The organism is Paenibacillus tarimensis, from assembly GCF_021532315.1.
Classification (GTDB): domain Bacteria; phylum Bacillota; class Bacilli; order Paenibacillales; family Paenibacillaceae; genus Paenibacillus_I; species Paenibacillus_I tarimensis.
On record NZ_JAKGAO010000024.1, the window covers coordinates 60,701 to 86,429 of the forward strand.

The following is a 25,729-nucleotide window of genomic DNA, read 5'->3' on the forward strand; positions in this document are numbered from 1 at the left end:
AATCCGCTTGGCGGGAACACAGCCGAAGCGGATTGCGATGAGTCTTCATGGTTGGGTCTACTGCAGGTCATTCGGTAGAAAACGAAGCTTACTGAGCTTGAACGCTCCTGAACTGTATTGCACCGCTGCTTCCACTTCCCCAAAATACTGAGGCTCGGCAACGCCGTCGATGATCAAGCCAACAGCAGCGCTAAGCGAAAGCTCTTCACCCTCCGCGCGAAAATATACAATCGCTCCAAATCCGATCTGTTCCTGGATATTCTTTTCTCCAAAAGTGTCCGCGAATGTCTTCAGACTGACTTCGTAAGGCTCGCCATCAACCGTTATTCGGCCGAATAGCTCATCATCCCTGTCGAATGTCTCAAATTGGAGCACATTCCGAAGCTGTGCCAGGTAATCTTCCTCTTGAAAGAGGTGGTCGATAAAGGGCTTGTCCGCCTCCCCTGGCACATCCGCAAATTCCACGATATGCAGTTCATCGATCGCCAGTCCCGTCCCTGAGGCGACATGCAAGACCGCCGCCAGCTCTTCAGCACCATCCCTGTCATAGTCATGCATTTGAAGAACAGGCATGACCATTCTTGGGTTGCTGTACATCCAGTCCAGCTCCTGCTCCTTATCCCTGATCTGCAGGAGGGCCGTATTCTCGGCTGCCGGGTACAAATATACGTCCTTCTCCGGCAGCGACACAATTGGGCTGTTTCCCTCTGCCTCCCCCGCCTGCCTGCTAGAAGCATGGGATGAATTTATCGTATCGCCCGTATTCCCGGCGTTATGGTTCTCGTCCGGCCCGGCTGGTGCTGGTTGATTCGTCTCTGTCTCCTGAACTGTTGTAGTCATTCTGACGGTCCCGCCATAATCACCACAGGCTGTCAGCGTGACCGACGAAGCCAGTATCAGAACCGCCAAGCGGCCTTTTTTGCAATTAAACATAGGGATCCTCTCCTTGCCTCTATAGTCATACGCAAGTCTGATTGCGGGCGGCATCGCTCTTCATCTGTTGCGTTATGTATTGCGGATCACTAGATTCTTCAGGGCCACTTGCCTGTTTTGATAGTCCATGTTGCCGCAGCCCAGCAGAACTTCCACATAATAGGTCGGCGAAGAAACAAAACGGATCATCTGATTGTCCAGCCGGACGATGAAACTTCCCTCCTGTTCTTCGCAGTCCCTAAATAACGCATGGAGTAAATTACGATCTGACTGTGTCAGCTGGCCGTAGATAACAACCTCCGAAATGCCATGAATGTTATTCTCCTTGCTGTTCGGAACCATATATTGTTCCATGAATGACTTTGCTTTCTCATCATTCATCTGCTGCAGAAAAAATTGAAACGGCACACCTTTCAATCCGGGCAAAAAAGCATTACGCCAAGGCATCGTTCTCGTCAGGAGATTAAAAAACCAGCGAAACCTGAGCGGCTCCGGGTTTGTAATATCAACTCCTCTGTCTTTAAGCTCCCTGTAAACGGCTTCGATATCGTCGACCTCAAGAGCAAAACCGATCAGTCCTCTATGGCCTTGCACATATTGTTCGGTCCAGTTCTCTACCCAACCGCCCCCATCCCGCCTTTTGATCCGTACAAACTCAAAATACTCCTTGCCGATCCACACGTTGGATACTTTAAAGCCTCTCGTCCCCTTGCCCCACTTGGGGTTGTACGGAAGTCCCATTGCATGAAACCTCTCCGTCTCACTCTTGCTCTCTTGTATTTCACGGTCGACATTTACAACCAAATGATCGATTTTCACCCCATCACCTCATTCTGTATCCAAATTATCCAGCACAACACTCAGCCACTGCCGTGCAATCAGCTCGTGGCCGGCCGCAGTCGGGTGAACGCCGTCCCACAGCCAATAGCCCGCAGGCGCCTGGCGGCATGCCTCGTCGAACAGTTCCTGGAGCGGCACAAACAAACAGCTATACCTGCCGGCAAGACCCCTGACCTCCTCCTGGTACTGTTTCATCCGGCTTTCCCACTTCGGCCAGTTCTCTTCAAGCGTTCCTGCCTTCAATATGAAAGGTTCACACAATACAATCCGTGTTTCCGGAAGGACCTCTCTCGTCTCTTCGAGAAGATGGCTGTAGGCTCTTCTGAAACGATCCGTCGCTCCCCGCGAGTCTCCATGTGCCCACGCCCAGGCATCATTGACGCCAACTAGAATACTTAAGATATCCGGACTCACGCTGATTGCATCTTCGTTCCATCTGGCATACAAATCTGATACGCGGTCTCCGCTGATCCCGCGGTTCACGACCTGCGGGCTTTCCCCGCCAAGCTCAAAGCCGAGCCTTCCTGCGATCATGAAGACATATCCGTGTCCCAGAATATGATTGGGGTCGTCTGTTCTGCCCCGCGCCCCGTCCGTGATCGAATCACCTATGAATAAAATCGTCTTTGAATCCGGCATGCTTCTCCCCCATTGCATTGGTATTAATTCTATCCACTTCTCTCGATATGCTGTGTGCGATCAGCATATCCAACTCCACTCAACTTCGACACCCCCCTGACATATCCTGCTATCCCAAGCGGCTAAGGCAGGCACCTGTTATACGGACAGACAACACTGGCGCAGAACGGCTAGCGGCCAGCAGCCGCCAGCTGGTCTGTACTAAAAGAAACGGCCGCCCCAGACTTATCCTCTGGACCGGCCAATATGGCAGATTTGATATACTTGCTGTATTCTTCTCTTACCCTCTAACCAGCTTTGCCCGCAGCTTGTTCGAAACAAATTCGATGATCAGAATCAGCACGACCAAGCCAATTAGGATCGAGCCAACTTCGTCCCATTTGTAGCTCCGCATGGCGAAGATTAGCGGCGCACCGATACCGCCGGCACCGACGAGACCCAGAATGGATGCCTCGCGCATGTTCATATCGAAGCGGTAGATGACAACCGACATAAAGCTGGACAAGAGCTGCGGAACGATGCCGAACCGGATTTTCTCAAAGGTCGTGCAGCCAACCGATGTCATTGATTCCAGCACACGCGTATCCAATTCCTCAATGGCATCCACATACAGCTTGGCCAGCATTCCGATGGAAGTCAGTCCCACTGTCAATACGCCAGCGAACGCCCCAAGACCCGTGACCCGGATAAATAACAGGCCGTATACAAGCGCCGGGATGGTCCGGATGATAATAAGCAGCAGCCTCGTCACCCAGGCAACCGGCCCTGGTACGATGTTAGAAGCTGCCAGGAAGGCGAGCGGAACAGCCAGAATAGCGCCAACGATTGTTCCGAGAAACGCGATTGCTATTGTCTCCACCAGCAGATACAGCACACTCTGCTTCGACAGGTTGAACAGCAGATCCGTATTCGGATGTGTCAGCCCGTACAGAATGTTCTTGGCGATGGCGAGTCCGCCCTGCTGAATATCACTGAAGTTGACCGCTGTTAACGACCACGCGAATAAGGCCGCGATGATTGCTGCTATAACCGTTACGTATAATCGGCTCTGAGGCGCTGCTTGCAGTTGTTTTTCAATATGATTCATAGACCTGAAGTCTCCCTTAGATAAGCTTTTTGCGGAAATGCTCGCTGACCCTCTCGATCAGATAGACCGTCACGATTAGCACTAGAATGATCATGCCGACAGCCGGGTAATCACGCCAGCCGAGTCCTTCGTTGATTACCAGGCCAATGCCGCCGGCTCCGACAAATCCCAGAATCGCGGCATATCGTACATTTCCTTCAAAGCAATAAAGGGACGTAGATATATAGCCTGGAAGAATCTGCGGGAAAATGGCGAAACGAAACGCCTGGATTCTCGTCATGCCAACCGATTCCATTGCTTCAAAGGCGCCAATATCCACATTCTCGATCTGCTCATACAGCAGCTTGCCCACGTAGGAAATGGTGAACAGCATAATCGCAACCGTACCCGCCATTGGCCCAAGGCCGAATACGTAGGTCGCAACCAGCGCAGTAACCAGCGTCGGCAGTGTCCGCAGCAGACTCAGCAGCGTCTTGCTCACAACAACCACCAGCTTCGATTGTATGATATTGGACGAAGCCGCTACTGCAGCAGGCAGTGCCAGCAGCGCCCCAATCATAGAACCGAGCAGCGACATCTTGATGGTGTCCAGCAGAGGCCCCCATATTCTAGGCAAGTACGCCCAGTTGGGCGGGATCATCTGCCCGATAATGGTGAAGAATTCATCCATTCTCGTAACCAGCGTATGAAAGCTGAACCCTGTGAATCTCACCGACAGAGCCGTGCAAACCGCCAATACCAGGATGATAAGCGGCATGCGGGAGCGCTTCTGGAGCACCACTTTCCCGTTTGGGAGGGTGATTGCCTTGGGCGTAAAGATCTTGTCATACATAGGCTGCCTGCTCCTCCATCGCCGCTTGCTCCGCTTCCCACTTGCCGCCGTAGATATCTTGAAGAATACCCTGTGTCACCTTGGAGGATGGTCCGTCGAACACAACCTCACCCTTGCGGATGCCGATGATCCGGTCCGCATATTCTAGTGCAATCTCCACATGGTGGATATTCATAATGACAGAGATATTCATTTCCTTGTTGATCTTTTTGAAGTCGTCCATAACAATGCGCGAGGTTACGGGGTCCAGGGAAGCGATCGGCTCGTCCGCAAGAATGATATCCGGACTTTGCGCGAGCGTACGAGCCAGCGCTACCCGCTGCTGCTGCCCGCCGGAGAGCTGATCAACCCGTACGAATGCCTTATCCAGAATTCCTACCTTATCAAGGGCCTCAAGCGCCTTGATCTTCTGCTGCTTCGTGAAGACACCGGCCAGCTTGCGCCACATCGGCAGCTCCGGGACGAAGGAAACGAGCACATTATTGATCACGCTCGTGCGTGTCACCAGGTTGAAGGACTGGAAGATCATCCCGATTCTGCGGCGGAATTTGCGGATATCGCGGCCCTTAAGCTTGGAAACGTCGACCTTATCGACGATAATGGTCCCCTTCGTTATCCCGTGTATCCGGTTAATGCATCTGATGAGCGTCGATTTGCCGGCACCCGATAAGCCGATTACGGCGACGAATTCGCCTTGTTCAATGGTTAAGTTGATATCCTGCAGAGCGGTCGTACCGTTAGCATATTTCTTATCTACACCGATGAATTCAATCATGAGAAGCTTCAATCCTTTAGCGATAGATTTGGAGTCGTAAAAAATGAGGCCATCATGAAATCATGATGTCCTCATTTGGGATTCATGCAAGTTGTGCTTTAAAATTACTGCATGCTGCGGAGCAGCTTCTGTGCTTCACGCTCTCCGTCATAATCGGAAGGCTGAGCGACCTTGTATCCTTCATGCGTGTAGATGGCGATAACTCCCTTGCCTTCTTCCGTCTCCGCAATCGCTATGAAAGCTTCCTGGAGCGCCTTCTTCAGATCATCCGTCATAATCGGCGAGTTCTTGCTTACACTGATCGTATCGTTATAGATTGGATCCGTAACACCGATTACGTTCGTCTGGTCCCAAATTGAACCTGTGCCGCCGTACTCGCTTGTCCACTTCTCTTCATTGTCACGGCGCGCATCCGCATATACGGCAATGACATCAAATTGACCGTTTGCAAGCCGCCCGAACGAGCTGCCATAGGAATCGGATGGCGTAACCTTGGCGAGATCGCTCAGCTTCTTGTTATACTTCTCCTGCAGCCACAGTGTCGGGTAGATGTATCCGGCAGACGAGGAAGTGGACATGACGCCCCAGCTCGCGCTGTTCAGATCTTCCCAAGTCAGCTCTTCACCATTGTTTACTTTAGCTGCAAGCTCTTGCCCCTTCTCAGAAGGACCAGCCAGGATCAGGGAACGGTAGTATGATGCCTGCTGATCGTCAAGGCCCTTAGTCGGCTTGTTGTCGTTCCACTCTTTCGGGTTATCCGAATCGATGGAGAGCGCCTTGCGCGTCGCCGTCAAAATCACTTCCGCACCGTCGTCATATAACGTGTACGTTCCGCCCGGAATGAGGCCGATGTCAGTCGTGCCTGCACTAAGCGCCTCTCCAACTGCTTCATAATTTGTACCTACGTCAATCTGTACTTCGCCTACTGTATAGCCCTGCGTTGCCAGCTGATTCTTCAGCAGCTCCTTCAGCGGTTCGGTTGTCGTAATAATCTCGTCCGGGTCTTTGGAAGGAACGAAGCTGACCTTCAGTGTATCGATTGTCTTGCTGGCATCTTCCTCAGGCGTATTGGCCGGTGTGTTCGTTTCAGCCGGAGTTTGCGAATTGTTAGCAGGCGCTGGCGTATTGTTACCGTTGTTGCCACCGCAGCCTGCCAGCATTCCGAATGTAAGCACAGAAGCTAAGAGCAGCATAAATTTGTTTTTCACTTGGAGACCTCCACCTAATTTTGTTAAAAGCTGATGACCATTGAATACTCTAGAAGTATAAGCCTGTTTTATTATCCATTCATTATTGGGATGTAAAGGTCGTGTTAAATCTTGCTGTGTTCTGTCGATAGATAGCCGGCATGTGATAGGATAAGTAAAAGTTTAGTAACCTTGCAGGGAGAGAGAATGATGACAATCCAAACCTATGAAGTGGTTGTGCTCGAGACGAGCGACCTTCACGGCTTTGTACGGCCGCGAAGCTACGCTACCCGGGATGAGGTCGGGCATGGACTGGCGCGCATCGCCAGCATGGTGAGAGAGATTCGCAGGGCGCAGCCAAATACGCTGCTCATTGATAATGGGGACTGTCTACAGGGGACTCCGCTGACCTATTATCATGCCAAGGTGAACAGCGAACCGGCGAATCCCGTTATTGCCTGCATGAATGAGCTTCGTTATGATGCAGCCGTACTCGGCAACCATGAGTTTAACTATGGTCTGCCTTATCTGCAGAGCGCCGTGGAGGCGTCCGCCTTCCCGTGGCTGTCAGCCAACACAATTGATACCGTAACCGGCGAACCGCTGTTCGGGAAGCCATACATCGTGAGGGAGCTCGGCAATGGTCTGCGGATTGGCATACTGGGCCTTACCACCTCGTATATTCCTAACTGGGAACAGCCGCAGCATATTGCAGGAATCCGGTTCGATGATCCGGTGGAAGCCGCACGCAGATGGGTGGGTATATTACGGAATGAAGAGCGCTGCGATGTCGTTATCGTGTCCTACCATGGCGGCTTCGAGCGTGATCCTGTGACAGGCGCAGCGACTGAGCCCTTGACCGGTGAGAATGTCGGCTATGCAATCTGTGAGCAGGTGGACGGCATCGACGTGCTGCTGACAGGCCATCAGCACCGCGCTATTGCAGATTGCAGCATCAACGGCGTCTGTGTTGTGCAGCCTGCCAATGAAGGCCGGTTTCTGGGCAAGGTAACACTGCGGCTTGAGGAGAGCGGGAGTGGCTGGACGGTGACGGATAAGCGGTCTGAGCTGATTGCTGCAGCAGACTATCGCCCGGATGAAGCGGTTGAGCAGCTCGTCAGCGGGGTTGAAGCGATGACGCAGACCTGGCTGGACCTGCCGATCGGGCATGTGGAGGGCGACATGACGATAGCATCGCATGCCGATGTCCGCCTGCGGGAGCATCCGCTGATTGAATTCATTAACCGGGTGCAGATGGAGGTTTCCGGAGCGGATATTTCCAATACGGCTCTATTTGATAATCTGTCCCCAGGCTTCGGGGAGCGCATTACGATGCGGGACATCGTAACGAATTATATCTATCCGAACACCCTGAAGGTGATTCGTATCTCAGGACAGGACATCCGGCAGGCCCTGGAGAAGTCGGCGGAGTACTTCGCGCTTAACAGTCAGGGTGAGATCGTCGTCAGCCCTGCTTATCTGGCGCCCAAGCCGCAGCATTACAACTATGATATGTGGGAAGGCATTGAGTACATATTAGACATCGCAAGGCCGGTCGGTCAGCGTGTGACCAAGCTGGAGCGCAATGGCCAGCCGATTGCCGATGGTGAGATATTCGACGTCGTCATGAACAACTACCGTGCAGGCGGCGGCGGGAATTTCACTATGTTCCAGAACAAGCCGGTCGTAAAGGACATTCCGATCGATATGGTAGAGCTGCTCGCTGACTACATTCTGGCCCGCGGGCGCATTACGGCATCCGTGAATGAAAACTGGCGTGTGGCAGGCGGGGTGAAGTAATCGGCTTGCTGAGAGGCACCTGTTTCATAGCAAAAACCCGACCTTGTCCGGTCGGGTTTTTCATGTGGTATGGGCTGGCTTCTACTGATTCGCGCTATGGCTTCCTCGATTGCATTACCTGTTCGCCACAATATAATCGATTTCACTTTTCAGCAGCAGGTAGCGATGAACGCTTCTTGTGATGCGCACCTTGGTTAGCCCATGCTTGTCAACATAGAGCTTCATATTGTCTTTGGAGAGACCGAGCGCTTCGCCTGCCTCCGTAACGGTCAGCACGATTTCATTGCTTGTCGCGTTGAAGGTCTGCTTTACTTTCTGGTTCCAATCTTTAAAGCTCGGCATTATAGGCAACCTCCTGGTTCCTGTTCAAGCGGAACACTACTAGTATACCATGAATACATGATTTAACGTATTATAGATATTCAACCAAGGCCCTTCCATGCCAAGCAAGGAACTCCCTCACCCTGGCGTCTGCCGCCTATTTTCACGAATTATAGGATGAGCTCTCAGATAGGCGTAGAACAAACCTGTAATCGTTTGAATGACCAGAAATACAGGGATATTGTATTCATACCTGTAGCCCCCTTGGTATTGCGTCATCTTCATCCATTCGGAGACCCATTGCACCCCTGTACCTACGACAGTCCAGCCCAATATGTAATAAATGAGCGTCTTCTTGCGGATGTTCAGCAATTCATAAAAGTAAATAAAGAAGTATCCAAACGGAGCAAACATGAAATAAGTCAAAAAATCAGTCAGTTCATACCGATCCGAATCGTTAACCTTATAGAAATCCATCATCCCGCCGCCAATCGTAAAATCGACCAGCATCGCACTTGAAATTCCCCATACCAAGCTAAGAATAAGCAAATGCGCAGGGATTCTTCTAGGCAGCAATATAACAGCCGCATATGAACTAATCAGCATAATAAGGACATACCACTCATTCCGGTCAAAATACTCCCAAAGGATCATCGTACATTCACCCCGCGATAGACAGCTTTTCTATATAGCTTTAATAAGCCGTAGCTCACCACCTGCAAAAATATGATAACCACAGCATCATAGAACAGATTCCACTTCTTATAGATGAATGATTCGTAGAAAATCATTAGTCCATTCAGTGATAAAATGACTGCAATCACCATACATGCCGATAAAAAAGCACCCGCTGCATTCCTTGACTTGAATACGGCGTTCATCATTATGACATATAAGATTGGGTAGGCAATCGTTCGATATAGTAAAAATCCCGTATAGGACAATCCGTTGCGCGTTATTTCCACGAGCTTAAACTCTTCTGCAACGAACCAGGAAATGTTCATTCCAATTGCAAGGATGATCAAGTAAACGAACACATTCTCGGCCACCGACAAGCTTTTGTTCATTGAATAGAGAATAAATACGGATAACCATGCCGCAACGAACATCACTACAAAGCTCATCTGGCCTTGACCCCCTCCACATAAACCCAACTTATGTAGACAGTATAGCCAGTTCCCTCCATTCACATACAGTCTCTAGATGCGCCACTCCGGCAAAAACCCGACCATGAGCGGTCGGGTTTCTTGTACACTAGCAAGAATATGTTAAATTTCACGGCAGGACCACCGCTTCAGTTCGCGCCCCTCGGACTGGCAAGAGAGGGTTTCCTGTATTCCGGAATCCGAAGCCAGTTGGCCAGGACGATGGCGATGACGCAGCATAGCGCTGCTACCACAAATGCCTGCGTGAACGAAACGTTCTTAACGATGATTGGTCCTACGAAGGCGGACAGCCCGTACGCTTGATAGACGAGGCCATAATTAGCTCCCAGACTGCCTGTGCCGTAATAGTCAGCGGTCAAGGAAGGGTAGACAGCCAGGAATCCCCCGAAGCAGAAGCCGATCAGGGATACAGATACCATGAACAGACTGACTGTCATAGGAACCATGCTCATAAACAGGAGGACGGCAGCTGTCAGCCCGTACATCCACAGAAGTGTTCTCTTGCGTCCCACACTATCGGACAGCTTCCCAAGCAAAATCCGGCCCAAAGCGTTAAACAAGGCGATGAACATCACGGCATTGGCGGCTTCCGCTGCAGTTAAACCTACCATCTCTACGCCAATGTCCACCGCAAAGCTGATGACCATTAACCCCGCTATGGTACCGAAGAAGAACATCGCCCACATGATATAGAACGTTCGTGTGGCAAGCATTTCTGTTGGCTTGTAAGAAGGTCTTTCCCCTTGTCCCGACGTGGACGCATCAAGCTTCCGTGCCTGTCCGGCAGGATTCAGCAGCAGCTGGGCTCCTCCAATGACAAGGATCATATACAGCAGCCCCAGATAAACGAAGCTGGCAGACACTCCGACAGATTCGATCATGGCTCCAATTACAGGCTTGTAAATTAGTCCCCCCGCTCCGAAACCCGCTACCGCGAGCCCGCCAATCAGGCCTGGTTTGTCCGGAAACCATTTGATACATGCCGAGAGAGGACAGACATATGCCGTACCGATGCCGATCCCGCCAATTACACCGTAATAGAGGTACAACTCCAATAAAGTATCCGCTTGACTAGATAACATCAGTCCGGCTCCAAGCAAGAGGCCCCCGATAGTGGCCACCTTTCTCGGCCCGATACGGTCCTGAAGCCTTCCGGCCGCTATTGTTGCCAAGGCAAAGGTCGCGATTGTAATGGAGAAGGTGACGACCACATCCTCCCGCTCCCAGCCAAATTTATCCATTAATGGCTTGTTAAACAAACTCCATGCATAGACCGCTCCCAAATTCATCTGGATCATTAACGCTCCCAGCACAACCCACCATCTCTTCATCTTCTGTACCTGCCTCCTTAGATGTCAAAAAGAGAGACCCGTTCAGATGCTTACGCATCCTCACAGGCCTCCCTTGTACTCACGCTGCCGTGCTTACTTAAGCTACCGTCGTATGATTGTGTATAATTATCTAATCCTTATTAAGGACTGTGAATAAGAACCGTCTAACGTTGTTAGCGGATATCCTCCAATCCCGATCTGTAAGGATCCTGATGGAAACCATCCCGTGTAACAGTCCTGCGCGAACATCCGCAGCTTACCCACAAAGCCTAGGTAATTATACCTGCCCTCATATCCATAGTCAATCCCCAATAAATGCATCCTGCACGGCAAGCGGCACCTGTACAGCCTTAATCCCTACTTCACTCTGAACGTATTATGCGCGTACTTGCGAACGGATATGGTTGCAACTGCAAAATATACGACCGCAATCAATAAGACAGCACTGGTCAAGGCAGCAGGCGGAACCGGAAAGAAGACAACGAACCCGCAGGCAGCCGACACAGGCATGGACACAATGAAATATAGCGGATTTTTCATATCCAAGTCCGTGGAATAGGGCTGAAAGATATAGTAGAGAAACAGATGATGGATGGTAAATATGACTGCCAGCGAGGCGATGCTAGTCCATAACAGCACGACATGAAGCAGCTGAATGCTCCCGCCTGCCGTGAAGGTTACCAGCGTCAGTGCTCCCCCTAATCCAGCTGCAATCAGCATATTCTGGCCGGTCATCTTGCGCAGCCGGATTAAGAAATGCTCGTAAGCCGCGCTCCGGTAGAAGCTGTAACGGGTTAAGCTGATATCGCAGTGGTAGAACATCGCCCTGCACATGGTCTCACCCATGCTCAATAAGCTCATCACGATGGGCAAAATGGGGAAAACCATTGCCAGCTCCAGCTGCAGGTAACCCGGCTGCATACGGCCCATGACCAGCATCGCGATCGAGCCGATGATTCCTGCAGCAGCAGTAATCGCGAGCCGCTTGTAGACGGGACGGCGGATTAAGCTGCGATGCCTTGCGAAGAAGATCGCATTGAGATAAGCATAGCCCTCTTTCCCAACAAACAGCTCCCGCCCCATGGTCTCTTCTGCATAATCGCTCTCCGTGGCTTGAACGCTTGTCTTGTTAGCATCTGCAATCATACCTCTGACGTTCAAGTACGGATCGTCCCGCTTCGATGCGGCATTCACAGCCTCTCGGTAATGAGGATACCTCGCAAGCTGAACGGCCGCCGTGGCCCCCAAAACAGCGGATACCAACACCACTAACCCGTGCATGATAGCCGGTCCGACCGTCGGCACTCCTTCCAGCAAGAGCGGCAGATACGCAGCGGTATAGCCTGCAATAATGACGAGCCATACAATAGCCGCCCGCTTGACTAATACAACCCCGGTCTTCTCATACAGCTTGAGATGAAGATATTCACACAGTATTCTCCACCCCGTGACAGACACCGCAAGCATGACCGCTTGCAGTACCGTCCCCTGCAGGAGCAGCACGAATACCAGCAGGGCTGGTATGTAGCTGGCAAGAAACACGACATACCGATAGGATAAAGCGGCTTGCATATAGAGCTTAGGCGACATTCGCATCAGCTTCACCGCTACATATTTTTCCCGCTTCGGTTCCAGCACATTGGCGCTGCTCACCCCTGCAACCAGCAAGCTGATGAGCACGAACACGTGAATGAACAGCTCAAGCGGCTCATGTGCGTTCGACCGTTCGCTTGCAGCCGTTATCGGCAAATAGACAAGCAGGTACAGGTACAGAAGCTTGGATATGACGCTCCACAGCAGCAACACAGCAATTACAAGGACATTGACCGAGCGCTTCAGATCCAACCTTGCATACACGGAATTCTTGATCACCTTGCCGATCAAGGGCAGCCGCTGTACATAGTAGAAGAACAGATTGATCGCCGAGGACGTCCGTATCGCCAGCAGCGTGCTAAGAACCTTCAGCATGGCTCTCATCCTTCAGCAGCTCGATAATGCTCTGCTCGAATTCTGGACTGCGCAGCAGCTCAGGCGACACGGACGCTAACTGACCGCGGTTCAAGATCACGAGTTCATCGCAAAGATCGGATGCAAGCTGCAGAATATGGGTGGAGAAAATGAGGATATGGTTATGCTTCATCTCGCGGAGCAGCTTCTTCATCTCCAGCGCCACAATAACGTCGAAGGAAGTAAGCGGCTCATCCAGCAGAATGACCGGCGGCTTCGTGATCAAGAACAGCAGCATCTGCAGCTTGTTCTTCATTCCGTGAGAATACCCTTTAATGAGCCGGTGCCGCTCCTCCTCCGCCATACTCATCATGTCGAAATATTGGTCTATCGTTAGATCGGCCTGAAGATTCTCGTGGCGGTTACTATCCATAAAGAATTTAACAAACTCATAGCCCGTCAGAAACTCCGGCAGGATCGGCAGCGAGTAGACGTAGCCAACATCCTGCTCACGCAGCTCACGCTCCGCGCCGTCAATCTCCAATAAAGCCCGGCCGCCATCCATCTTTAGCTCACCGCTTAGGCAGTTGAATAAAGTGGTCTTGCCTGCCCCGTTCCGTCCCAGCAACCCGTATATTTTACCCTTCTGAAACCGCTGCTCCACGCCTTGAAGCACCTGCTTCTCGTTGAACTGCTTCGTAATCTTGTCCAGCACCAGCTGCAATGAAATCACTCCTTCCATCCCTGTAATACGGTAAGCTTGTCAGTAGAGTTTCCACCTATTCCATTTGCAGACAAACTGCATCTTGCAGGTACGGAAGAAGTACACAAAAGCCCTACCCTCAGTCTTTCGAGTGAGGCACTTAAAATATTGAACTAAGTACTCTCTCTTTAGCAATCCGAACATTCTAGAAGATTCAAGTCTTTCCCATGGCAAAAATCCACAACCGAATGAGGTCGTGGATTTACATGGTGGAGACGAGGGGAGTTGAACCCCTGTCCGAAGATAGCGGTACATAGGCTACTACGGGTGTAGTCACAGTTTTGATGTCACCTGGGTCGACGCCCCATAACCGGCTTCGATCTAGGTCAGCCTGATTGTCTTCTTCCAGTTAATCACAGTCGGAGACCAATTGGCGTATCCCACTAAGATTGGGCTCCTATCCCGCCACTAAAGTTGAACACTACTCATTCTTTCATTAAGTAAACCATTATCCTGAGCTAGCTTGATAATTTCAGATATTGGAATTACCTCGTTTGGTACTACTCCGTTCTCGGTTGCTCCTTTTGCAGCAATAGCAATCACTTCAGCATTTTCATTAACAACTGGTCCACCACTGTTTCCTGCATAAATAGTTGGTGAAATTTCATGGCGAATATATTCACCTTTTGTTCCCTTATGAATTCTTTTACCTTGAACAAAGCCATTCTCAACCCTAATCTCTTGTCCTTGACGATAATTTGGATATCCAATTAAATCAATAGACTGACCCTTCGTAATACTTGTATTGTACTCTAATCCAATAGCCGAACAATCAATATCATCGGGTGTCAGAATTGCAATGTCTCTTTCGGGGTCATAACATGTAATGGTACAAGCAAGTTCAGAATCATGTTTAAATACCCGGATACGATAACTACTAGGAAGTTTAGCACCATTATCTAAGGCATCAATTATTGTACCAAGTACATGTGTGTTAGTAACCACACCTATTCCTTTAAGAAGAACGCCTGTTCCCTGCCCGTAATAAAGATCTACCATGTCATCCATTTTAGGATCAAAGACACATTTGATATCATCCTGGTCTATAACATAAGTATAATCTTCATAGGCTTTTCTTTTATTATTTTGCTTTTCAGCAGAATTAATAATCATTTTCTTTGGAGATATTCGGTTAAATCGGCTTGCTAATTTCAAGTAAATAGGGTCTCGTTTTCCCTTTACGTGACCTACATGGGTAATCATTCCCCGAAGTACTAAGAACATATCCGGGTAGTTCCCTTTTACCCTTTGTCGGAATGGATATTTCCGTTCAAATATGCTTCTTGCAAAATCAAGGTCATTAATGTTCTTTTCTATACAATTAAGAATGGAACGAATTCTACGAATATATGTCCTGCTTACGTTCAATTTCTCATTCACTGTAATCCCTGTTACAGATTGATTACCTTCACGATCTTGCAGTCTAATTTTACGTTCGTTTACATTGAAGCCATTACTCTTAATAATCTGTATTAAGTTATCGCTTAATATTACCTGCTTATCATCATTCAGTAACGCAATAGCTTTAGGGAATGTTTTCTTATTTGTTGAAAATGTAATATCGTCTGCATATCTTGTATATTTAACCCCCTTACTTTCAAGGGAAAGCCTCAGGAGTTCCTTATCTAAACTCTTGGCAAGTATATTAGAAATTATTGGGGAAGTTGCCGCTCCTTGAGGCAAAATACCATCCGGATGAACGCAAATATTCGCAAGTGTTGTTGAGACCGTATCATTGAACTTAAAGTAAGAAATAAACATCTTTCTCACCCTTGCAAAAGATATACTCTCAAAAAAGTTCTCTAAGTCTATATTCAATACATAATTCTTTTTAAGATGTTCAGAAGCATTCGTTACGATACTTCGTTTTTCTATAAAACCGTATGCTCGGGTATGAGGTGTAAAGTTCAGAGAAAGAATATAGGCGAGTTTTTTTTGAAGTAGAGTCAAATTTTTTGAGGGACTATATATTGTGCGATAACCACCATTTTTTTTAGCCAAGGGAAAAGACTTATAGTTAATTTGCTTATCTCTAATAAGAATCTTCCAAAGAAATTCTACTGGAATTTCCAACAACAATGCGACATCTTCAAAATCAGTTAAGGTTTTGAATTTACTTTTTATTTTATCATCTGAACTTTGTAATAAAGGACGGACAAGAGTACTGATAAAGATCACCTCAGATACACAAGTAGGCAAACAAGTGCAGTTCTACCTTTCTAAATTACTCCGGTGATACCAAGTGAGACAATTCGATAAACAGCGCGAGTAGTACATAGCGATACGTAGTTACCTTAGGTTGTTGGATAGCGATTATCACCATCCAAAAGTCAACTGCATCTTGCTTGCCTAATGGTATTATACTATAGCTCCTTTCTACTTGTCTTTGCTATCTTTAGAACAAAGCTTAAGACGATTATTAACCTTTAAAACTTACCATAATCTACTTATTCTCTCCTCAGTAACATAGACACATTATATTTCTCCCCATATGTATCACATATATGCAGGAAGAAGCCTTTACTCAGCTAATTCTTCTTACTTAGTCAAAGTAACCCCGAAGGGATTGAGGCCCTTTGACTAACTAAATCTCATTATCGTAGTATTTATGTTGTCAATTTACAGCCATTCCATGTCGAAAGAAGGAGATTTTTTCTAAATGTTGAATTAATCTATAGGAACTTTGGTTCCTATATTCTTATGTTTAAAGTCCTGAATGGTTGAGGTGTTAATATGGCTGCAATTGATATTCGCATAGATAAATGGAAAAAGCGTTTGCTTGATCTAGGAAAGAAAAACAGACTTATCAACTATCGAGAGACCAAACGTTCCAACATAAAAATAACAAGTCCTGATCTTGCCGAATTGTTCAGGTTGCTAGTCGTGAATGAGACAGACTTAGAATTCCCTTTCCCTTATGAAGAACTCGAAGATGAGGAAGATGAAGCTGCTGAGCGTTATACTTCACTTGGTGATATCCAAACTAATCAAACAATTAATGAACAACAGAAGACGTTAAGAAATCTTAGAAATAAAGCAAAGACAGCACTTGAAGAACAGGGCGTCAATATCCTGTATCTTACTTTTGGTTTTCTCAAATGGAAAGAGAGTCTGAACTCTGACCAAATCATCACATCCCCTATCGTACTTGTTCCTGTTACACTTACATTAGAGTCCATTACATCCCCTTTCGTCCTGCGTTTACATGAAGACGAGGTCGTTATCAACCCAACATTAAAATATAAGATGGAGCACGAATTTGGGATAACTCTACCTGAATTTGATGCACATGAAGACAGCATAACAGATTATCTCTCAACCCTTAGCAAAACAGTTAGTAAGAACAAATGGGATATTGCTCTCGAAACATGCTTAAGCCTACTCTCATTTTTGAAAATAAATATGTATGAAGACCTAGATAAGAATCAAGAAAAAATCAAGGCACATCCTGTTCTTCGTGGGCTGTCCGGAGACAGAACTCAAATCAAAACATTGCCCGCTGAATTCAATCATTATGATCATGATAAAAAGATACGAGCAATAGACACGTTTCAAGTTGTCGATGCTGATTCCAGCCAGCAGGATGCCATTCTTTATTCAAAGAAGGGTGTCAGTTTTGTTCTGCAAGGCCCCCCAGGCACTGGGAAAAGCCAAACCATAACAAACATAATCGCTGAGAGTCTTGCTGAAGGTAAGCGGGTCCTCTTTGTGTCTGAGAAAATGGCAGCACTTGAGGTAGTACATAAACGCCTGTCGCAGGCCGGCCTCTCCGACTTTTGCTTGACCCTACACAGCCATAAAGCCAACAAGAAGGAGGTACTGAATGATCTTGGACGCACACTGACATTAAATAGATTTAAGATTCATGAAGAGGCAATCACACAACTTGAATTACTTGAGCGACAAAGGGGAAAATTGAACCATTATGTTACGGAGCTCCATACGATCATCCAGCCACTTAATCAATCTCTATATATGGTTAATGGGAAATTGGCGAAGCTGTATGAGACCCCTGACGTTATATTCACCATTAACAACGTTGCTGGTACAACACCGGAACAAATGAATCGATACAAATACCTCCTGAACGAGTTATCCAAGACCATCGGAAAAATGACCGCTGATTACGCTCTAAACCCATGGAGAAACTGCAATGTCCCCCATGTTTCCCACGAACTAAGACATGACATTGAAACAAACCTAAGGAAGCTAGCCCCTGCCTTCGTAACATTGCTAGAGACTATCAACAAAACGAACACAACACTTGGCTTGAATAGGGGATCGAACTTATCCGAGATAGATGATCTCATTGAGATCCTCAATGTATCTGAAAAATCACCGGGCATTCCGATTCATTGGGTAACAACGGATGACATTTCCTCGCTTATGCAGCAAGCAGAGAAATATCTCGAGATGAAACAGGAGTATGAGGAATATCAGGCTCAACTGCGTAAGGTGTACCATTGCGAATACTTCACAATGAAAGCAGAAGCTAGAAAGTCACAACTCCAAACAAAAACCTTAGCCATTAAACCGGTTCTAAACTCCGGTAATTTTCCTACTGAAAATGATGTCATGAAGTTTGCAAGATCAATCATAAATGAACTATCCACGGTTACTACAAAATTAGAAACCGCTTCTGCCGCGGCGGATAGCATTGCTAAAACACTCAAAATTCCATACAAATCCTCTATTTCCGGCTTAGAGAGCCTACACGTGCTTATTAGTCATATACTTCTTAATCCAAGGCCAACCGAATCTTGGTTTGAGCCGGGCAAATACACTGCAATTAAGAAGATTGCCTTAGAAGCTAAGAATACCTACGACCAAATCAATGCAATTTCAGTTTCTATTAGCAGCATCTTTGATATAGAAATCTTTGAGTTGGATTTCTCTTCTATGCTTAAACGGTTCAAAGTGGAATACACCTCTTGGTTAAAACATCTTAAGAAGAGTTACAGATCAGATAAAAAACAAGTCCTTGGCCTTGTGAAGGGTAGTAATCAAAAGATCGACGATCAAACAATTATCACCGTTTTAAATCAGTTAAAAGATCTCTCCGATAAGCATACCTGGCTAAAAGAGAATGATCACCTCTTGACTGAATTGCTTGGAAGCCATTACGCGGGGAAGTTAACAGACTGGGATCTACTGGAACAATCACTTGAACAATTTACAAGTATCATCAACTCGTTCTCGGGTGAACCAATATCATCAAGTGTTAAGGACTTCCTTATTAGCAGTGGTTCTACCTATCAAAGCCTTAAAACGTACCATGAGAAACTTGGAATTATAAACGATAACGAACTACCGCTTATTCTTCAAAGAGTATTCTCAACACATGCGGATTATAAGGTCATGGATTCGACAGTACTCCTTGAAATGATTACTAGTGTAACAAATTCACTACAGGATCTAGATGAGCTATTTACAGAGGTGACCAGATTCAGCAACAAAGAACTATCTTATGATGAAGTAATGGACGATATCTCCAAGCTCGAGATCATTCAGATCACTGACCTTACGATTAATTCGGAGAGTGAACGTCTTAAAGAGACTTATCAAAACTTCTTCAATGGTAGTATCCAGACAGACTGGAATTCAATTTTAGGTTCATTATCTTGGACAGGTGATTTCAAAAAAATACACGAAAAATACGCTTTACCGATGGATTATATTAATCGCATTTGTTCCGACACATCATTCATCTCTGATGTCTCCGCATACAATAAGAACCTAAAGGACAGCTTGTCCCAAATACAAAAGGAATGGCGATGGTATGCAGACCTCTTCGACAACAAAGAAGAGTTGCACCGGATAGACTTAACAGAGTTGTCCTTAAAGATCCGCAATTGTCTAAATAACATTTCCTCTTTGGAAGAATGGATTGATTTCCGTAGTTGTAGGGATGAATGTAATAAAGAAGGCTTAACGGAATATGTCCAGAAGATAGAAGAGCTTAAGATCGACAAGAATCAGATTGTGGGAACTTTCTTAAAAAGATTTTATCGACTTTGGGTAGACTCCGTGATCCTTAAGTTCCCTACGGTGAACTCATTCCGCAGTCGGAGTCAAGATGAGATCATTCGTGAATTTAATCGCCTTGATCTGACTCAGCTTTCTCTAGCCCGAACAAGAATTAAAGAACGGTTAGTCTCGAGATTACCAGATCTGAATACAGCAACAATGGCCGTAGATGAGGTAGGGATATTAAGGCGTGAATTAGGTAAGCAGCGTAAAATACTACCTCTTCGCAAACTTTTCAGGGCGATACCTAACCTTTTGCTAACCTTGAAACCTTGTCTTATGATGTCTCCTCTTTCAGTAAGCTTATTTCTGGATGCGGATAATTACAATTTTGATATTGTTATTTTTGATGAAGCTTCACAGGTTTGTACAGAAGACGCAATCGGAGCCATTATGAGGGGTAGCCAAGTTATCATAGCTGGCGACAACAAGCAGTTACCTCCAACTAGCTTCTTCGCCGCGAGTACATCAGATGGCGACTTTGATGTAAACGATTCTGATGACGAAAATTTAGATGATACAGACGCCTTTGAGTCCATCCTTGACGAATCTTTAACGGTTCTTGCAGAGCGTACACTAAGATGGCATTACCGAAGCCGCCATGAACATCTAATCGCTTTTTCAAACGCCAAGATCTACAATCATGATCTAATCACATTTCCTTCTCACATCGATAAGGTTCCTAATCACGGCGTCGAATACATTTATGTCGAGAACGGAGTTTATGACCGGGGTGGCAAGAAGTGTAACTCTAGAGAGGCTGCACGTGTAGCAGAAATGGTTTACGACCATTTCCGCAATTATCCCGATAGATCCTTAGGAGTTGTCACTTTCAGTGAAGCCCAGCAACAAGCCGTTGACGCTGCCATTCGTCAATTGCGTTTACAAAACCAAGAGTACGAGAAATTCTTCCATGAAGACAAGGAAGAGGCATTCTTTATTAAAAACCTGGAGAATGTGCAAGGTGATGAACGTGATACCATTATCTTCAGCATCGGCTATGCAAAAGATCCAAATGGCGTAATGTATATGAACTTCGGGCCTTTGAGCAGATCGGGCGGTTTTCGCCGGTTAAATGTTGCCATAACCCGTGCCAAGTATAACGTCAAATTAGTCGGGTCGATTCGACCAACCGACATAAAGCTGGAGAGCACAAACGCTGAAGGTGTCAAGATGCTACGCTCCTACATTGAGTTCGCTATGAATGGTCCTGAGGCAATCCTAAACGAACTGACATACACCGATACAGTAAACGTGGATTCTCCATTTGAAGAGTCTGTCTATGACTTCTTAGTCAAGAACGGATTCTCTATAGCTACTCAAGTAGGTTGCTCCGGATATCGAATTGATCTTGCCGTTAAACACCCCACGTTAAGCGGTAGGTTCGTTCTAGGCATAGAATGTGATGGAGCTACTTATCATTCAGCTCGGACAGCCAGAGAGCGGGATAGGTTGCGTCAAACTGTTTTGGAGGATATAGGCTGGAGGATCTATCGCATATGGTCTACCGACTGGATTAAGGACCCCTTAACAGAGGGGCGGAAGCTACTTGATGCTATTCAAAAAGCTTTAAATGAATATTCTGAAGAAAGCAGCACAAATTCTGGAGCAATGAATAAACTCCAAGACGATCTCTTACAAGAATCTATTAGCATTGAGGTAATTGAGAATCCCGTATCGAATGACGACCAATCTTACGATAACCCGTATTCATTCGATTATTACGAAGAGGCCAATGTGTATGAGGTGAAACGCCCTTCGGATGACAATACGTATCTGAAGAACGTGATTAAGCATGTTGTTCAGAAAGAATATCCCATTCACTCTGAATTGCTGTTCAAAAGAGTAGCCGGTTTGTTTGGCAATCAGAAGGTAACAGTAAAAGTCCGGGACTCAGTCAACTATGTAATCGATAGTTACCTAACGGATAAATTGGAACGGAGAGATGACTTCCTATGGATCAAAGGGGCCGATAACATTAAAGCGAGGGTCCCTCTCTCTACTGACGTTGGGGTTAGAACAATAGCCCATATCTCAAAGGAAGAAATCGCTGAGGCGATGCTCCAGATAGTGAGCAAAAGTATTGGGATCACTACCAATGATCTTTACTTGCTTACTGCACGTGCTTTTGGGTTCAGCAGGACTGGCGGCAACATCAATCATGCTATGCAACAAGCATGTAATTATTTAATTGAATCTGGTATTGTAAGGAATTCTGGCGGTAAGGTAATACCATTGTAGGGTTGCGAGAGGCATTCATTGCCTCTCTTTTTCATTCCTAGCTTCTATGTATTCATGGCAATCAAAACCCTCTGCCTGTTCGTATCTCCGGGCTTACACAACAGTCGGCACACCCTTCAAGGCACACTCACTTGCGAAAATAAGCCACATGGGCTTTTAAGGGCGTGGTGATGTTCAATTATTACCTTAATAATCATCCCGTAAAGTTCATCTCACTTCAGAATGCTCTTTCAGACTGCGCGTGATCGTTTCCAAGGTATGCAGCCCCTTCGCAATGTCAACAACAAACTCCACGGCATATTTGCGTTCCAAACGAAGATGGTATCCGTTCAACATTAAGAACGACTTTGTGACAAGATAAGCTGTCCGTTTGTTACCGTTATGAAAGCAGCGGTTTTTCACCAGTAATTCCAGTAAAGCAGCTGCCTTATCAAATAGGGTAGGGTAAGCGTCCTCTCCAAGAATACTAGTCAAAATGCGAAACGAAGCCGAGTGGCTGTAGGTTAAAGTCAACTATTTAGAAGCTTTGTCGAACAACAGAGCAGAAGAAGGACATCCCTCTTATATGGAGAAAATGACACGATTAACCGCATCCGCATTAACTTCCAATTCATAACACTCACTAGTTGAAAGTTGGTGTTCAAGTGCTTAATAAAAAAATGCGATATCAGTTCATTACTGTCGAAGACTCCTTACCCTTATTTGTAGAAAGTGTAGGCTATAATCCACAAGAAATGGATTTTTTAAGAACGAAGGGTTATCCCTATTATCACTGGTTACTTACCATTTACGGTGAAGGTAAATTTTATTTTGACGGCCAGGAATATTCGCTATCGAAGGGGCGTGGAATCCTGTTGAAGCCCCATACACCCCACTCCTATTATACAGAAGGAAAACACTGGTCAACTGTATATATTACCTTCGGCGGAGCATCTGCTGTTTCAATCTTAGAGTCATTAAAGCTGAACTCATCAACGATGTATACCGATCTAGAAGACCTCCCTTTCCTATCCATCATCCTGGACATGTTCCAAAAAGTCGAAACCGATTCTGAATTTTCAAAGCTGGAGTTGTCGAGCTTCTTATTCGATTATCTGATCAAACTCCGTACGTATGGCAAGACGAATAATCAACTGTCGCTCTCCCACTATTACGGGAAGGTTCGGGGGATCGTGGAATGGCTTGAAACCGTCTATGCGGAAGATATTACGCTAAGTGATATAGCCAGCACCTTTCATATGAGTCCACAGTATTTAAACCGGCTTTTCAGAGATACGCTCGCTGTGAGCCCCTACTCTTTCCTCATTCAATTAAGGATCAGCAAGGCCAAGGAAATCATGGTTCAAAATCCCGATATTCCGCTTAAAACCGTTGCTATTCTTGTAGGGTTTAATGATCTAAGTTATTTCGTTGCCACGTTTAAGAGGCGGGAAGGCATTACACCCAGGAAGTATCGTGAAATGTATGTGTGATAAATCCGGTCCTGTGCTTGCCAATGGACTCCGCTGCTCAGCTAGAGCTGGGGCGCCATGGTCATTCATAAGTTTCATATCCTTATAGTTATTGTTTAGCATCCTTATACATAAGACAACTGTAATCGTTTACAATGCATTTATGTACTTCTTATCAGTCAGAAGCTCTTCACTTATCATTCGAGCTGTTATAGGAGGTCGTATACGTGAGAAAACAGTCTTTTCTTAGAAAATCCGTTAGTCTAGCCAGTGTCATCTCGCTGCTCACCATTCCGCTCCTCAGCACGCAAGCCTCCGCATATTACGGTCATGCAGCCATTGAACCCGCCGTGACAAACCTAACAACGAAAGATTGGGTTTCAGCTCAATCAAATTCCGGTGACCCCAAGCTTGCGACCGATCAAGATTTGAACACCTATTGGGAAGCCTCGTTGAAAGCCGGCCAGAACTCCATTGAGATTGATCTAGGCGGAACCTACCGTGGCATGCGTAAAGTTGGAGTTGTCTTTCCTTCCCTGCATGGAGAATACCGGTACAAATTAGAAGCCTCCGGCGATGGAGTAAGCTGGTTTACCCTATCTGATCATTCTGCAAAGGGAATTACGGGCGGAGAGGATGTATTGATCACGCAATCTGCAGGAATCAGGTACCTGAAAGCAACCCTGCTTGGTGTATCAAACGGGGCTATTCCGGGAATTGCAGAACTCCGAATCAATAACTATATTCTTAAAGAAAATCTTACAGTTGGTGCTGATATCTCATGGGACACCAGTTTTCCAAATCGAATATACACCACAGAGAACCGCACAGATTCTCCATCTTCAGACGGACGTATGATCGGAACCATGCAGGAAACCGGCATGTCTCTTGTACGTTTCAGGATCTGGAACCAGCCAAGAGATGAGAATACAGGAGCTCCTGTTGGCAACGTGAATGGAAGTATGAATCCGGAAGATACCCTGAACAAGTCCCTGTATGCAAACGGTATTGGGATGAAGGTGGGTCTCGACTTCCACTATTCGGATAGCTGGGCTGACCCGGGTAAGCAGGTGAAGCCTCAAGGCTGGAAGGGCCTGAGCTACGAGGAGCTTGTGGAAGCTGTATATAACTTTACATACGACGTGACGGCCGCCCATATTGAAGCTGGTGTAACGCCTAAATATGTACAGGTAGGGAATGAAATTATCAACGGCATGATGTGGGGGAATGAGAAAATAGCAACAGGACTGGAGCCTAACTATGCAAAAAATGACCCCTCTTATTTTGCCGAGCAGGGAGGAGAATTATTGTGGGAGTACTGGGATTCAGCTGATCCGGAGGAGCAGGCTGCCTATGATGCTGCCTGGGACCGTTTTACAGGATTAGTTGATGCAGGACTGCGCGCTGCAAAGGCAGCCTCACCTGCTTCCAAGACCAAAATCCATGTTATTGTCAGCACAAACCGGCTGGCCAAGACCATAGAGTTTTGGAATCAGCTGACTCATAGACTTCAAGAAGATTACAATAATAACTTTGATATTATGTCCATCTCCTATTACCCGGAATGGCATGGGAAAATGTCTGACCTGACCACATACTTACACGCATTTGCGACAGAGTTCCCTGATTATGAACTCGCGATTTCTGAAACCTCTCATCCCGCAGCAGGCGGAGAATCCGCCACGGGTTATCCGAATTCGGTTCAAGGTCAAGCCGACTTTATGACAGACGTTATGCGTGCTTGCAACGACACCATCAACAATGCTTGTTCCACCATGCTGGTGTGGGAGCCGGCGATTTGGCAATCCATGTTTACAAGAATCGGAAATACGGATTACTGGCAGGCTAATGATTCCACGCGAGTATTTCGTGAAGCATACAGCAAACAAATTCTTGAGAGCAATCTCTATCTGACTACGAAGCTTTACCAGACACCAAGCTTGCCAAAGATAGTGAGATTATTGGATGTCGAGACCAATGAGGTGGTAAATACCGCCGTAACGTGGGATCCCGTTGCAGCAGAGTCTTATTCAGCCTTAGGCTCCTTTGCAGTAACGGGTACGACTGCGAGTGGAAAGGTTACGGCACAGATTGCCGTTATCATGGATACTCGTGTACTCGAGAACCTGATGGACAATTTTATAAAATCGAAAGAGCTTTCGGGTCCCCTGGTTCCACAGTTAACCAACTCGCTCAAACAAGTCCAGCATCATTTGAAGAAGGGGGCGCTGAATAGCGCAATGAAGTTTGTGGATCAATATCTAACTCATCTAAATCGGGCATCCAATGACAAGAATATTTCTCCGAATGCAAGAGAAACTCTAGCTGAGCATGCCCGGTTGCTGCTAGAGGAATTACACAAGGCAGATAGTCTCAAGAAGTAATTTTC

At 46.7% G+C, this 25,729-nt stretch carries 19 protein-coding genes; 4 read left to right on the forward strand and 15 right to left on the reverse strand.

Going from position 1 to position 25,729, the window contains the following annotated elements:
* Positions 1–57 precede the first annotated feature (57 nt).
* The 7 genes from L1N82_RS18635 to L1N82_RS18665 form a co-directional block, all read right to left on the reverse strand.
* On the reverse strand, positions 58–933 hold the full coding sequence (locus tag L1N82_RS18635; protein ID WP_235288974.1) for a hypothetical protein: 876 nt from the start codon (positions 931–933) through the stop codon (positions 58–60).
* A gap of 72 nt (positions 934–1,005) precedes the next feature.
* Entirely contained in the window at positions 1,006–1,752 is a 747-nt protein-coding gene (locus L1N82_RS18640; protein WP_235288975.1) for a VOC family protein, read from the reverse strand.
* Positions 1,753–1,761: 9 nt separating this feature from the next.
* Positions 1,762–2,412 (reverse strand): SGNH/GDSL hydrolase family protein, encoded by a 651-nt coding sequence (locus L1N82_RS18645; RefSeq protein WP_235288976.1) that lies wholly within the window; start codon positions 2,410–2,412, stop codon positions 1,762–1,764.
* Positions 2,413–2,692: 280 nt separating this feature from the next.
* Positions 2,693–3,499 carry a phosphonate ABC transporter, permease protein PhnE gene (phnE, locus tag L1N82_RS18650; protein WP_235288977.1) on the reverse strand — a complete coding sequence of 269 codons (807 nt, stop codon included), beginning with the start codon at positions 3,497–3,499 and terminating at the stop codon, positions 2,693–2,695.
* Positions 3,500–3,515: 16 nt separating this feature from the next.
* The gene (gene phnE / locus L1N82_RS18655) at positions 3,516–4,331 is read right to left on the reverse strand and encodes a phosphonate ABC transporter, permease protein PhnE (protein ID WP_235288978.1); all 816 of its coding nucleotides are present in this window, start codon (positions 4,329–4,331) and stop codon (positions 3,516–3,518) included.
* Positions 4,324–5,106, reverse strand: coding sequence for a phosphonate ABC transporter ATP-binding protein (gene phnC / locus L1N82_RS18660; RefSeq protein ID WP_235288979.1), 783 nt, complete (start codon positions 5,104–5,106; stop codon positions 4,324–4,326). The genes phnE (L1N82_RS18655) and phnC overlap by 8 nt, the downstream gene beginning before the upstream one ends.
* 104 nt (positions 5,107–5,210) lie before the next feature.
* On the reverse strand, positions 5,211–6,314 hold the full coding sequence (locus L1N82_RS18665) for a phosphate/phosphite/phosphonate ABC transporter substrate-binding protein (RefSeq protein ID WP_235288980.1): 1,104 nt from the start codon (positions 6,312–6,314) through the stop codon (positions 5,211–5,213).
* 186 nt (positions 6,315–6,500) lie between these two features.
* On the opposite strand from L1N82_RS18665, the gene L1N82_RS18670 reads away from it, so the two are divergent.
* Positions 6,501–8,093, forward strand: coding sequence for a bifunctional metallophosphatase/5'-nucleotidase (locus L1N82_RS18670; RefSeq protein ID WP_235288981.1), 1,593 nt, complete (start codon positions 6,501–6,503; stop codon positions 8,091–8,093).
* A 114-nt stretch (positions 8,094–8,207) separates the two neighbouring features.
* Here the strand turns inward: L1N82_RS18670 and L1N82_RS18675 are convergent, their stop codons facing one another.
* The 7 genes from L1N82_RS18675 to L1N82_RS18705 form a co-directional block, all read right to left on the reverse strand.
* A complete protein-coding gene (locus L1N82_RS18675; RefSeq protein ID WP_235288982.1) occupies positions 8,208–8,435 on the reverse strand; it encodes a DNA-binding protein in 228 nt (75 codons plus the stop codon).
* 117 nt (positions 8,436–8,552) lie between these two features.
* Positions 8,553–9,068, reverse strand: coding sequence for a hypothetical protein (locus L1N82_RS18680; RefSeq protein ID WP_235288983.1), 516 nt, complete (start codon positions 9,066–9,068; stop codon positions 8,553–8,555).
* Positions 9,065–9,538, reverse strand: coding sequence for a hypothetical protein (locus L1N82_RS18685; RefSeq protein ID WP_235288984.1), 474 nt, complete (start codon positions 9,536–9,538; stop codon positions 9,065–9,067). The genes L1N82_RS18680 and L1N82_RS18685 overlap by 4 nt, the downstream gene beginning before the upstream one ends.
* Positions 9,539–9,708: 170 nt before the next feature.
* Positions 9,709–10,911: an L-lactate MFS transporter gene (locus tag L1N82_RS18690; protein WP_235288985.1), complete on the reverse strand. Its 1,203-nt coding sequence runs from the start codon at positions 10,909–10,911 to the stop codon at positions 9,709–9,711.
* Positions 10,912–11,268: 357 nt separating this feature from the next.
* Positions 11,269–12,879 carry a hypothetical protein gene (locus tag L1N82_RS18695; protein WP_235288986.1) on the reverse strand — a complete coding sequence of 537 codons (1,611 nt, stop codon included), beginning with the start codon at positions 12,877–12,879 and terminating at the stop codon, positions 11,269–11,271.
* Positions 12,863–13,591, reverse strand: a complete 729-nt coding sequence (locus tag L1N82_RS18700; RefSeq protein WP_235288987.1) for an ABC transporter ATP-binding protein — start codon at positions 13,589–13,591, stop codon at positions 12,863–12,865. The genes L1N82_RS18695 and L1N82_RS18700 overlap by 17 nt, the downstream gene beginning before the upstream one ends.
* A 438-nt stretch (positions 13,592–14,029) precedes the next feature.
* Entirely contained in the window at positions 14,030–15,799 is a 1,770-nt protein-coding gene (locus L1N82_RS18705; RefSeq protein ID WP_235288988.1) for a reverse transcriptase domain-containing protein, read from the reverse strand.
* A gap of 555 nt (positions 15,800–16,354) precedes the next feature.
* Between L1N82_RS18705 and L1N82_RS18710 the strand changes: the two genes are divergently transcribed.
* Positions 16,355–21,889: a DUF4011 domain-containing protein gene (locus tag L1N82_RS18710; protein WP_235288989.1), complete on the forward strand. Its 5,535-nt coding sequence runs from the start codon at positions 16,355–16,357 to the stop codon at positions 21,887–21,889.
* 207 nt (positions 21,890–22,096) lie between these two features.
* Here the strand turns inward: L1N82_RS18710 and L1N82_RS18715 are convergent, their stop codons facing one another.
* On the reverse strand, positions 22,097–22,402 hold the full coding sequence (locus L1N82_RS18715) for a type II toxin-antitoxin system death-on-curing family toxin (RefSeq protein WP_328284499.1): 306 nt from the start codon (positions 22,400–22,402) through the stop codon (positions 22,097–22,099).
* Between the two features lie 113 nt (positions 22,403–22,515).
* On the opposite strand from L1N82_RS18715, the gene L1N82_RS18720 reads away from it, so the two are divergent.
* Both L1N82_RS18720 and L1N82_RS18725 read left to right on the forward strand, forming a co-directional pair.
* A complete protein-coding gene (locus L1N82_RS18720; RefSeq protein ID WP_235288991.1) occupies positions 22,516–23,361 on the forward strand; it encodes an AraC family transcriptional regulator in 846 nt (281 codons plus the stop codon).
* 206 nt (positions 23,362–23,567) lie between these two features.
* Entirely contained in the window at positions 23,568–25,724 is a 2,157-nt protein-coding gene (locus L1N82_RS18725) for a glycosyl hydrolase 53 family protein (RefSeq protein ID WP_235288992.1), read from the forward strand.
* The last annotated feature ends 5 nt before the right edge of the window (positions 25,725–25,729 follow it).

Excerpts from the sequence above, each read along its gene's own strand:
- L1N82_RS18635 (WP_235288974.1), bottom strand. The coding sequence starts at position 933 with ATGTTTAATTGCAAAAAAGGCCGCTTGGCGGTTCTGATACTGGCTTCG.
- L1N82_RS18645 (WP_235288976.1), bottom strand. The coding sequence starts at position 2,412 with ATGCCGGATTCAAAGACGATTTTATTCATAGGTGATTCGATCACGGAC.
- phnE (WP_235288977.1), bottom strand. The coding sequence starts at position 3,499 with ATGAATCATATTGAAAAACAACTGCAAGCAGCGCCTCAGAGCCGATTA.
- phnE (WP_235288978.1), bottom strand. The coding sequence starts at position 4,331 with ATGTATGACAAGATCTTTACGCCCAAGGCAATCACCCTCCCAAACGGG.
- phnC (WP_235288979.1), bottom strand. The coding sequence starts at position 5,106 with ATGATTGAATTCATCGGTGTAGATAAGAAATATGCTAACGGTACGACC.
- L1N82_RS18670 (WP_235288981.1), top strand. The coding sequence starts at position 6,501 with ATGATGACAATCCAAACCTATGAAGTGGTTGTGCTCGAGACGAGCGAC.
- L1N82_RS18675 (WP_235288982.1), bottom strand. The coding sequence starts at position 8,435 with ATGCCGAGCTTTAAAGATTGGAACCAGAAAGTAAAGCAGACCTTCAAC.
- L1N82_RS18680 (WP_235288983.1), bottom strand. The coding sequence starts at position 9,068 with ATGATCCTTTGGGAGTATTTTGACCGGAATGAGTGGTATGTCCTTATT.
- L1N82_RS18685 (WP_235288984.1), bottom strand. The coding sequence starts at position 9,538 with ATGAGCTTTGTAGTGATGTTCGTTGCGGCATGGTTATCCGTATTTATT.
- L1N82_RS18690 (WP_235288985.1), bottom strand. The coding sequence starts at position 10,911 with ATGAAGAGATGGTGGGTTGTGCTGGGAGCGTTAATGATCCAGATGAAT.
- L1N82_RS18695 (WP_235288986.1), bottom strand. The coding sequence starts at position 12,879 with ATGCTGAAGGTTCTTAGCACGCTGCTGGCGATACGGACGTCCTCGGCG.
- L1N82_RS18710 (WP_235288989.1), top strand. The coding sequence starts at position 16,355 with ATGGCTGCAATTGATATTCGCATAGATAAATGGAAAAAGCGTTTGCTT.